Origin of the sequence: Paraburkholderia phymatum (genome assembly GCF_040965635.1) — a bacterium.
GTDB classification, from domain to species: domain Bacteria; phylum Pseudomonadota; class Gammaproteobacteria; order Burkholderiales; family Burkholderiaceae; genus Paraburkholderia; species Paraburkholderia phymatum_B.
Genome location: NZ_JBFRCH010000002.1, coordinates 704,824 through 715,433 on the forward strand (window position 1 = coordinate 704,824; position 10,610 = coordinate 715,433).

The following is a 10,610-nucleotide window of genomic DNA, read 5'->3' on the forward strand; positions in this document are numbered from 1 at the left end:
TAGCGGCGTCGCGCGCGCAAGAGGGCAAGCGTGGACCAAGCGCGCGTGGGCACGCGCCGGGCCGCACGCCGTGAAGTGGTAAAATTCGCGGTTCTCCCCGTTTGCGTTTTTCACCGTTGCCGCCCCGCCCATCATGTCCGACACCCGCCCCGACTCCCTCTTCGCGTTGACCGCCCTCTCCCCGCTCGACGGCCGCTACGCATCGAAAACCGAAGCCCTGCGCGACTGGCTCTCGGAAGCCGCATTCATGCGCCATCGCGTGACCGTGGAAATTCACTGGCTGATCGCGCTGTCGCACGCCGGTTTCGCCGAAGTGCCGCGCTTCTCCGAAGCATCGGAGCAATTCCTGCTGCAGCTGGTCGAGCGCTTCACCGCGCATGACGCCGCGCGCATCAAGGAAATCGAGCGCGTGACGAATCACGACGTGAAGGCCGTCGAGTACTGGCTGAAGGAATCCGTGAAGGGCCAGCCGGAACTTGAGCGCGCGAGCGAGTTCATCCACTTCGCGTGCACGTCCGAGGACATCAACAACACGTCGCATGGCCTGATGCTCGCAGGCGCGCGCGAACACGTGATCCTGCCCGCGCTGCGCTCGGTGCATCAGCGTCTCGTCGCGCTCGCGCATGCGCAGGCCGATCAGCCGATGCTCTCGCGCACGCACGGCCAGCCCGCGAGCCCGACCACGCTCGGCAAGGAAATCGCGAACGTCGCGGCGCGTCTTTCGCGCGCGATCGACCGCATCGCGAAGGTCGAGCTGCTCGGCAAGATGAACGGCGCCGTCGGCAACTTCAATGCGCATCTGTCGGCGTATCCGGAGTTCGACTGGGAAGCGTTCTCGAAGCAAGTCGTCGAGCAGCGCCTGAAGCTGACGTTCAATCCGTACACGATCCAGATCGAGCCGCACGACTACATGGCCGAGCTGTTCGATGCGGTTGCGCGCGCAAACACGATCCTGCTCGACCTCGACCGCGACGTGTGGGGCTACATCTCGCTGGGCTACTTCAAGCAGAGGACGAAGGCAGGCGAGATCGGCTCGTCGACGATGCCGCACAAGGTCAATCCCATCGACTTCGAAAACTCGGAAGGCAACCTCGGCCTCGCCAACGCGACGCTGCGCCATCTCGCCGACAAGCTGCCCGTTTCGCGCTGGCAGCGCGACCTGACGGACTCGACGGTGCTGCGTAATATCGGCGTCGCGTTCGGCTACGCGCTGCTTGCGTATGACGCGCTCAATCGCGGACTCGACAAGCTCGAAGTGAATCCGCAGCGTCTGAATGACGACCTCGACGCGACGTGGGAAGTGCTCGCCGAGCCGGTGCAGACGGTGATGCGCCGCTACGGCATCGAGAACCCGTACGAGCAGCTGAAGGAGCTGACGCGCGGCAAGGGCATCACGCGCGAGGCGCTGCAGACGTTCATCAACGGCCTGGCGATTCCCGCCGATGCGAAAGAACGTCTGCTGGCAATGACGCCCGCATCGTACATCGGCAAGGCAGCGGAACTGGCGAAGCGGATCAGCTGATCCGCGCGCCCGCTTGACGCATCGCTAAACGATGCGAATACGAAAAAGGCGCCTGCGAAGGCGCCTTTTTTACGACTGCCGCAAGGGCAGACTCAGGCGTTATCGCAGCTTGATCTTCGCGAGCGTCTCATCGACGATCTGCTCCGGCGTCAGCTCGATGCCTACCGTGATGGCTTCGTCCTCGCCCGGCTCTTCCAGCGTATCGAGTTGACTTTGCAGCAGCGACGGATCGAAGAAATGTCCGGTGCGCGTCTGCAGACGCTGCGCCAGCAGTTCACGCGTGCCCTTCAGATACACGAAGCAGACATCCTTGTCACCATTGCGAAGGATGTCGCGATACGAGCGTTTCAGTGACGAGCACGTGAACACGGCCGTTTCGTGCGCCTGCTGCTTTTCCTCGATCGCGGCACGGATCGTTCTGAGCCACGGCCAGCGGTCTTCGTCCGTCAGCGGGATGCCTCGGTGCATCTTCTCCTTGTTGGCGGCGCTGTGAAACGCGTCGCCATCGGTGAAAGAGCAGTTGAGCCGCTCCGCCAGCAATTCGCCAATGCGGGTCTTGCCGGCGCCCGACACGCCCATCGCGATCAGAATCATTTGAAACTCCTTACAGGACCGCCGCCAATGCGAAGGTCAAGCCGAGGCCCATCAGCGAAATGATGGTTTCGCAGAGCGACCACGTCTTGAACGTCTGCCCCACCGTCATTCCGAAATACTCCTTGATCAGCCAGAAACCACCGTCGTTGACGTGCGAGAAAATCAGCGAGCCCGAGCCCGTTGCGAGCACCAGCAGTTCCGGCTTCACCTGGACGCCGCTCGCCGCCGCGATCGGCGCGACGATGCCGCATGCCGTCGTCATCGCGACCGTCGCGGAACCCGTCGCGAGACGGATCAGCGCGGCAACGAACCAGCCGAACAGGAGCGGCGACAGATGCGCCGCCGTCGCCGTCGCGACGATCTCCTTCGAGATGCCGCTATCCATCAGCACGCGGCCGAAACCGCCGCCCGCGCCGACGATCAGCGTGATGCCCGCGATCGGCGCAAGACATTCGCCGCAGAACTTCTGGATCTGCTCGCGATTGAAGCCGCGGCTCGCGCCGAACGTCCAGAAGCTCACCAGCACCGAGATCAGCAGCGCGACATCCGACGTGCCGATGAATTTCAGCAGATCGTTCGGCGTCGTCTTCGGGGCGAACACGAGGTCCGCCCAACTGCCGATCAGCATCAGGATCACGGGCAGCAGAACCGTGAAGAGCGTGATGCCGAAGCCGGGCAGAACGCGAGTGCCCGCCTCGTGCTCGACATCGACGAATTGCGCGGCGAGCGGATTGTTATTCGCCAGCTTGACCTGACGATGGATCAGCAGCGCGAACAGCGGACCCGCCACGATGGCCGTCGGCACGCCGACGAGCAGACCGTATGCGATCGTGCGGCCGATATCCGCGTGATACGCCTGCACGGCGAGCAGCGCGGCCGGGTGCGGCGGAATCAGACCGTGCACGACCGAGAGGCCCGCGACCATCGGCAGGCCGATCAGCAGCAGCGATTTGCCCGTGCGCTTCGCGACGTTGAACGCGATCGGAATCAGCAGCACGAAGCCGACTTCGAAGAACACCGGCAAGCCGACGATGATCGCGACGAACATCATCGCCCAGTGGATGTTCTTCTCGCCGAACCAGTTGATCAGCGTGGTGGCGATGCGCTCGGCGCCGCCCGACTCGGCCATCATCTTGCCGAGCATCGTGCCGAGGCCGACGACGATCGCGATATGGCCCAGCGTGTTGCCGTTACCCGTTTCGAACGACTTTACGATCGTGCCCGCCGGCATGCCGACCGCAAGGCCCAGTAGCAGCGAAACGATGATGAGGACGAGGAAGGGATAGACCTTGAAGCGCGTGATCATCAGGATCAGCACCGCAATGGCGATCACCGCGTAAATCAGCAGCATGCTGCCGTGGACAGCTTCCATGAAGCTCCTCCTTTGCTTTGTTAGTTTGAGTTGCAAGTGCTGCGGCACTCGCCCGCTTCCGGATGCTTAAAACGCCTTCAAAAGAGGCGTATTCGCGGACGCTGAATTTTACTGTCAGTTGACGTTGGTGGCGCGCGAAGCCCCCGCGCAATAAACAAAAAGCCTCGCCGCTAAAGCCTTTCGAGGCTATAACGGCGAGGCTGTGTCGAGCCTGTTGCGCGCTTCGTCAAAACGCGATGCGGCGAATCAATGCGCGGGCGCGGCCAGTTCGCTTGCAGCGTGTGCGAGGCGCGTGACTTCGTCCCAATTCTGCGCGGCGAGCGCAGCCTTCGGTGTCAGCCACGAACCGCCGACGCACACGACGTTCGGCAGCGCGAGGAAGTTGGGCGCCGTTTCCGCTGTGATGCCGCCCGTCGGGCAGAACTTCAGCGTCGGGAACGGGCCGTGGAACGCCTGCAGCATGGGCACGCCGCCCGCCTGCTGCGCCGGGAAGAACTTGACGATCTCATAACCGAGTTCCAGCGCGACGATGATGTCGCTGGGCGTCATCACGCCGGGCAGCAGCGGCAGACCTGCATCCTGCGCAGCCTTGTGCATCTCTTTCGTGAGGCCCGGCGACACGCCGAACTGCGCGCCCGCCTTTTTCGCCTGCTCGCAGTGCTCTGGTTTCGTGATCGTGCCGACACCGACGACGATGTCCTCGGCAAGCTGGCTCGCGCGCTCGATCGCCTTCATGCCCGCGGGCGTGCGCAGCGTGATTTCGAGCACCTTCACGCCGCCTGCGTGGAGCGCGCGCGAAACGTGTTCGCCCTGCTCGACGGTATCGAATGCGAGGACGGGAATCACCGGTCCCAGGCGGACGATTTCGCTGACTGTTTTCGACGTCATCTTCAGACTCCTTATCGCTTCATTTCTGCATTGCGTGACTGGCTTCGCTCGATACGGCGCTTGCCGCTTGACCTTCGTGCCGCGTTGCGTGCGGCGCTTCGCCGACGAGCGGCCCGAACACCGACGCGCCCAACTCCGCCGGCGCAGCCGCCGAGCGGAACACACCGAACAGCTCGCGACCGAAACCCACTTCGTTTTCCGCCTGATGCTGTGACACGGCGATCGGACGCGCAGCCCATTCGGCATCTTCGATTTCGACGTCCAGCACGCCCGCTTCCGCATCGATGACGATCGTATCGCCCGTGCGCACCTTGCCGAGCGGGCCTTGCAGCAACGCTTCCGGCGACACGTGAATGACAGCGGGCACCTTGCCCGATGCGCCCGACATACGGCCGTCGGTCACGAGCGCGACGTGGAAACCTTGATCCTGCAACACGCCGAGCAGAGGCGTCAAACGATGCAGTTCGGGCATGCCGTTTGCGCGCGCGCCCTGGAAGCGCACGACGGCGACGAAGTCGCGTTTCAGCTCGCCGTTGTCGAAGGCTTCCTGCACGGCTTCCTGCGAATCGAACACGATAGCCGGTGCCTTCACCGTGCGATGCTGCTTCGCGACGGCCGAAATCTTGATGACGCCGCGCCCGAGCTTGCCCTGCATCAGACGCAAACCGCCGTCCGGCTGGAAAGGCTCGTTGATGGCGCGCAGCACTGCCGTATCCTGGCTTTCGGTGACGCCGGGCACCCACGTCAGCTTGCCGTCGAGCAACTTCGGCTCTTCGGTGTAGCGCGCGAGGCCCTTGCCCACGACCGTGTTCACGTCGTCGTGCAGCAGGCCGCCTTCGAGCAGATTGCGGATCAGGAACGCCATGCCGCCCGCCGCGTGAAAGTGGTTCACGTCGGCCTTGCCGTTCGGATAGACCTTGGCCAGCAGCGGCACCGACGCCGACAGCGTATCGAAGTCGTCCCAGTCGATGATGATGCCCGCCGCCCGCGCAATCGCGACGAGGTGCAGCGTGTGATTGGTCGAGCCGCCCGTCGCGAGCAAGCCGACGATGCCGTTGACGATTGCCTTCTCGTCGATCACGTGACCGATCGGCATGTACTGGCCGCGCTCGACGGTCAGCTCGAGCACGCGGCGCGCGGCTTGCGCGGTCAGCGCGTCGCGCAGCGGCGTATGCGGATGCACGAACGCCGAGCCCGGTAGATGCAGGCCCATGATTTCCATCAGCATCTGGTTACTGTTGGCCGTGCCGTAGAACGTGCAGGTGCCGTGGCCGTGATACGCGGCGGCCTCGGATTCGAGCAGCGCGTCGCGGCCGCATTGGCCCGTTGCGAACTGCTGACGCACTTTCGCCTTGTCGTCGTTCGACAGGCCGCTCGTCATCGGGCCGGCGGGCACGAAGATGGTCGGCAGATGGCCGAATTGCAGCGCGCCGATCAGCAGGCCCGGCACGATCTTGTCGCACACGCCGAGGCACAGCGCCGCGTCGAACATGTTGTGCGTGAGCGCGACGGCCGTGCTCATCGCGATCACTTCGCGCGAGAACAGCGATAGCTCCATGCCCGCGTTGCCCTGCGTGATGCCGTCGCACATCGCTGGGACGCCGCCCGCGAACTGCGCGACACCGCCGCTTTCGCGCGCGGCGGCCTTGATGATGTCGGGGAAATCCTTGTATGGAGCATGCGCCGAGAGCATCTCGTTGTACGACGAGACGATGCCGATATTCGGCTGGCGGATCTGCTTGATGACGAGCTTGTCGTTGCCCTCCAGACCGGCAAAGCCGTGCGCGAGGTTCGCACAGGACAGCGCGCCGCGCGCCGGGAACTTGCCCTGCGCCTTGTCGATGCGCGACAGATAGGCGTCACGCGTAGGCTTGCTGCGCTCGATCACGCGCTTCGTGACTTTCATCAGTTGCGAATGCGGGGAAACCATCGATGCTCCTTCGTCGCTGGCTCGCGCGCACGCGCGCTTGCGCCAGATTGATATCGCGGGGAACGGCATGGAACGCCGGCAATCGGGATATTAGTAGAAAAACTACATGCACACAATGTTGCAGTTGCTGAATCTGCCGAGCGGCCGAATTCACGTCTGAGCGTTACGTATCCGAGCTTTCAAGCATTCACCGCTCGACTTCAGGGTAATCACCTACGGCACAAATGTAGTTTTTGTACCCGATTCGTCTATCAGCTATAGTCCACGCATTCTTCAGCATAGTGCGAGATTCCCGATGATGCTGTCCCAGGTGGAAGCGATGCGCGACCAGTTGCGCCCTTCCGAACGCAAGCTCGCCGACTACGTGATCGAAGCGCCGCGCGAAGTGCTCGATCTGTCGATGACGGAGGTGGCCGCGCGCGCTGGTGTGAGCCAGCCGACCATCGCGCGCTTCTGTCATGCGCTCGGTTTTTCCGGCTTCCGCGAGTTCAAGATACGGCTCGCGCAAGGCATCGCAACGGAGGTGCCCGCCGTCTATCGCGACGTTCGGCCCGACGAACCGGCGCCGGGCGTCGCCGCGAAGGTGCTCGACCGGACGATCGGCGCGCTGATCCAGGTGCGCAACAATCTGTCGACTGACAGCGTCGCGGCCGCGATTCAGGTGCTCGCACACGCGAAACGCATCGAGTTCTACGGCGCGGGCGGCTCGGGCATCGCCGCGCTCGACATGCAGCACAAGTTCTTCCGGCTCGGCATGCCGAGCGTCGCTTATTCCGATCCGCATACGTTTCTGATGTCGGCGGCGTTGCTGGGCGAAGGCGATGTCGTGGTGGCGATTTCGAACACGGGCCGCACGCGCGACATCATCGACGCGGCGAAGTCAGCGCTTGCCACGGGCGCGAAAGTGATTGCGGTCACGCATGGGAATTCGCCGCTGGCGCGCATTGCGTCGATTGGCCTGTTCGCCAATGTCGACGAAGACACCGACATCTTTTCACCGATGACTTCGCGCACGTCGCATCTCGCGATCGGCGATATCCTCGCGGTCGGCGTCGCGCTTCAGCGAGGACCGGAACTGGCGGAAAAACTGGCGGGCGCGAAGGATCTGATCGCGCAGCGAAGAGTCGTGACGTAGCGGAGCGCTTGCGGGTTCGTTGACGTATGGCCGTTTGGCGGGCTCGTGCCGGGAAGCGACGGAAAGCGAGACTAACGTTACGCTTGCGTAGCGTCGATGATCAGAAAAGCCGGCGCACGGGCACACGTGTACCGGGATGAAACGGGCTAGCACGCGTCGAACTGATCGCGCGCATGAGCTACAAAAACCACAAACCACTAAATGCGAAACGGGCTCCCGAAGGAGCCCGTTTTGCTTGAAGCGTATTGCTTGTGAAGGCTGCGCTCAGGCGGCCGTTACTGCACCGCCCTTGTGCCTACTTCCGATGCTTACCACTGGTACGACGCACCAGCACCGATCGTCGTGCCCTGCGCGCTGATGCCTGCACCGAGCTTGATCTTGACGTTCTGCGTGACGCGTGCAGAAGCACCCAGCGCAGCAGCCTGATAGCCGTGATACGAACCGCCGCCCACGCCGACCGCGATCGTCTTGCCCTGATCGACGTCCGGGATCATCGTCAGCGCCGTGGCCGCCGCGATGCCCGAGTAGGCGTTACGTGCCACGCTGTTGACGCTCTGCTGGACCATGTTGATCTGCTGGTCGGTGTACTGCCTTGCAGTCGTACCCGCCGGCAGACCGCCGACAGCGGCAGCAATCGAGTCGTTCAACTGGCCGACGTTGACGGCATCCGTCGTTGCGGTACCCGCTGCGACGTTGGCGATCTGGCGTTCCTGACCCGCCGAGCCCACCGACACCGTGTTCGCACGATCGGCCACCGAGCCGTCACCCAGCGCGACGGCGTGATCCGCCGTTGCCTTGGAGTTCGCGCCCATCGCGATCGAGCTGTTGCCGCTTGCTTGCGCGTTGTAGCCGCCCGCGATCGACTGGTTGCCGCTCGCGTTCGCGGTCGGGCCCATCGCCGTGGAGTGCGTGCCGCTGGCGTTCGCTGCTTCCGTATTGCGGTCGCCGTTGGCGGTGAACATCGGATCGACTGCGTTGTTCGCGATGTTCGTCACGTTCTGAATGGCGGCATTCAGCTGGCTGACATTCACCGCGTCCGTGCCGTCGGTGCCGGCTGCGACGTTGTGGACCGTCGTGCCGCCGGCAACACCGTTACCCATCGTGATGCTGCTGTAGTTGACGGTGCCGTCGGCGTTCTTGTCGTACGAGACCGCGCGCGAATTGCCGTTCGAGTCGATCACGCCGGCTGCCTTCAGCTGGGCGACGTTGACCGCGTCGGTGTCGGACGTGCCGGCTGCCACGTTCGTGATCTGACGTTCAATGCCCGCCGAGCCCACGGATACGGAGTTAGCGCGATCCGCCACCGAGCCCTGACCCAAGGCCACCGCGTTGGTCGCCGATGCTGTCGACTTGCTGCCGATCGCCGTCGAGTTTTCACCCTGGGCTTGTGCCCCGCTGCCGATTGCCATCGAGTAGCCACCTTGAGCCAACGCAGCACCGCCGATTGCCACCGACTCCTGCCCCAGCGCCGACGAGTCCGCCAGCGTCGAGTTGGCGTGGAAGTACGTGATACCTGACCCGTTCGTGATGTTGTTCAACGTGTTGTTGATGTTCGTCACATTGCTGCTCAGGTTGCTGATGTCGGTCGTGTTCTGCGTCACGCGGCCGTCGATGTTGGTCATCGCGCCCGCCACGTTGTTATACGTGCTGCCGCCGATCACATACGTCGGGTTCGTGATCGTGCCCGTTGCCGGATCATAGGTCGAGCCGCCGCCGATCGCGTTCGCCGTCGACTGCGCCACGTTGTAAAGCTGCGAGCCGTTCACCGCATCGACGCTCGATGCGTTCACGCCTCCGCTGGCCACGCCCGTCAGCTTGCGTGCGCCCGCTGTGCCCGCGAAGTCCACCAGCGTGTCCGCCTTGTCCTTCGCCACCGTGATCGTGCCCGTCGACGCATCCTGCTGCACCAGACCGATCTCGCCACTGTTGAGCTGCGTCGTGATACTGCTGATCTCGGTCGTGTTCTGCGTCACGCGGCCGTCGATGTTGGTCATCGCGCCCGCCACGTTGTTATACGTGCTGCCGCCGATCACATACGTCGGGTTCGTGATCGTGCCCGTTGCCGGATCGTAGGTCGAACCGCCACCGATCGCGTTCGCCGTCGACTGCGCGACGTTGAACAGTTGCGAGCCGTTCACCGCATCGACGCTCGATGCACTCACGTCGCCGTTGGCCACGCCCGTCAGCTTGCGTGCGCCCGCCGTGCCCGCGAAGTCCACCAGCGTGCCCGTCTTGTCCTTCGCCACCGTGATCGTGCCCGTCGACGCATCCTGCTGCACCAGACCGATCTCGCCACTGTTGAGCTGCGTCGTGATGTTGCTGATGTCGGTCGTGTTCTGCGTCACACGGCCGTCGATGTTGGTCATCGCGCCGGCAATCGACGTCACCGTCGAGCCGCCGATGTTGAACGTCGGCCCGGTGATCGTGCCCGTCGACGCGTCATACGTCGAACCGCCACCAATCACGTTCGCGATGCTCTTGCCCTGGCTGTTGACCTTCGCATCCTCCGACTGCAGCTGGCTCACGTTCACCGCATCCGTGGCCGCCGAACCGGCCGCCATGTTCGTCACGCGGCGCTCGTTGCCTGCTGAACCCACGGATACTTCGCCCACCGCCGCCGTGCCCGACAGCGTGCCACTGCCCGGGTTGTATGCCGCAGCCGTCAGGTCAGCCGTGGTCGTTGCGCTGGAGCCCAGTGCAACGGAGTTGGCCGCCGTCGCGCTCGCGTTGCCGCCGATTGCCACCGCGTCCGTGCCCGTCGCCACCGAGTCCGCCAGCGACGAGTTCGCGTGGAAGTACTTGATGCCGCCGCCGTTCACGATGTTGGTCACCGTGTTGTTGAGGTTCGTCACGCGGCCGTCGATGTTGGTCATCGCGCCCGCCACGTTGTTATACGTGCTGCCGCCGATCACATACGTCGGGTTCGTGATCGTGCCCGTTGCCGGATCGTAGGTCGAGCCGCCGCCGATCGCGTTCGCCGTCGACTGCGCCACGTTGTACAGCTGCGAGCCGTTCACCGCATCGACGCTCGATGCGCTCACATCGCCGTTGGCCACGCCCGTCAGCTTGCGTGCGCCCGCCGTGCCCGCGAAGTCCACCAGCGTGCCCGTCTTGTCCTTCGCCACCGTGATCGTGCCCGTCGACGCATCCTGCTGCACCAGACCGATCT

General features: G+C 63.9%; 7 protein-coding genes. 2 read left to right on the forward strand and 5 right to left on the reverse strand.

Going from position 1 to position 10,610, the window contains the following annotated elements:
• Window positions 1–133 precede the first annotated feature (133 nt).
• Window positions 134–1,522, forward strand: a complete 1,389-nt coding sequence (purB, locus tag AB4Y32_RS06590) for an adenylosuccinate lyase (RefSeq protein WP_368720524.1) — start codon at window positions 134–136, stop codon at window positions 1,520–1,522.
• 99 nt (window positions 1,523–1,621) lie between these two features.
• On the opposite strand, the gene AB4Y32_RS06595 is transcribed toward purB, so the two are convergent.
• The 4 genes from AB4Y32_RS06595 to edd form a co-directional block, all read right to left on the reverse strand.
• On the reverse strand, window positions 1,622–2,116 hold the full coding sequence (locus tag AB4Y32_RS06595; RefSeq protein WP_368720525.1) for a gluconokinase: 495 nt from the start codon (window positions 2,114–2,116) through the stop codon (window positions 1,622–1,624).
• A gap of 10 nt (window positions 2,117–2,126) precedes the next feature.
• Window positions 2,127–3,488 carry a GntT/GntP/DsdX family permease gene (locus tag AB4Y32_RS06600; RefSeq protein WP_368720526.1) on the reverse strand — a complete coding sequence of 454 codons (1,362 nt, stop codon included), beginning with the start codon at window positions 3,486–3,488 and terminating at the stop codon, window positions 2,127–2,129.
• 246 nt (window positions 3,489–3,734) lie between these two features.
• Window positions 3,735–4,376 (reverse strand): bifunctional 4-hydroxy-2-oxoglutarate aldolase/2-dehydro-3-deoxy-phosphogluconate aldolase, encoded by a 642-nt coding sequence (gene eda, locus AB4Y32_RS06605; protein ID WP_368720527.1) that lies wholly within the window; start codon window positions 4,374–4,376, stop codon window positions 3,735–3,737.
• 19 nt (window positions 4,377–4,395) lie between these two features.
• On the reverse strand, window positions 4,396–6,306 hold the full coding sequence (gene edd / locus AB4Y32_RS06610) for a phosphogluconate dehydratase (protein ID WP_368720528.1): 1,911 nt from the start codon (window positions 6,304–6,306) through the stop codon (window positions 4,396–4,398).
• 295 nt (window positions 6,307–6,601) lie between these two features.
• Between edd and AB4Y32_RS06615 the strand changes: the two genes are divergently transcribed.
• Complete coding sequence (locus tag AB4Y32_RS06615) at window positions 6,602–7,441, forward strand: MurR/RpiR family transcriptional regulator (RefSeq protein WP_368720529.1); 840 nt, start codon at window positions 6,602–6,604, stop codon at window positions 7,439–7,441.
• A 308-nt stretch (window positions 7,442–7,749) separates the two neighbouring features.
• On the opposite strand, the gene AB4Y32_RS06620 is transcribed toward AB4Y32_RS06615, so the two are convergent.
• On the reverse strand, window positions 7,750–10,610 hold a 2,861-nt coding region (locus tag AB4Y32_RS06620; protein WP_368720530.1), incomplete at its 5' end, for a YadA-like family protein.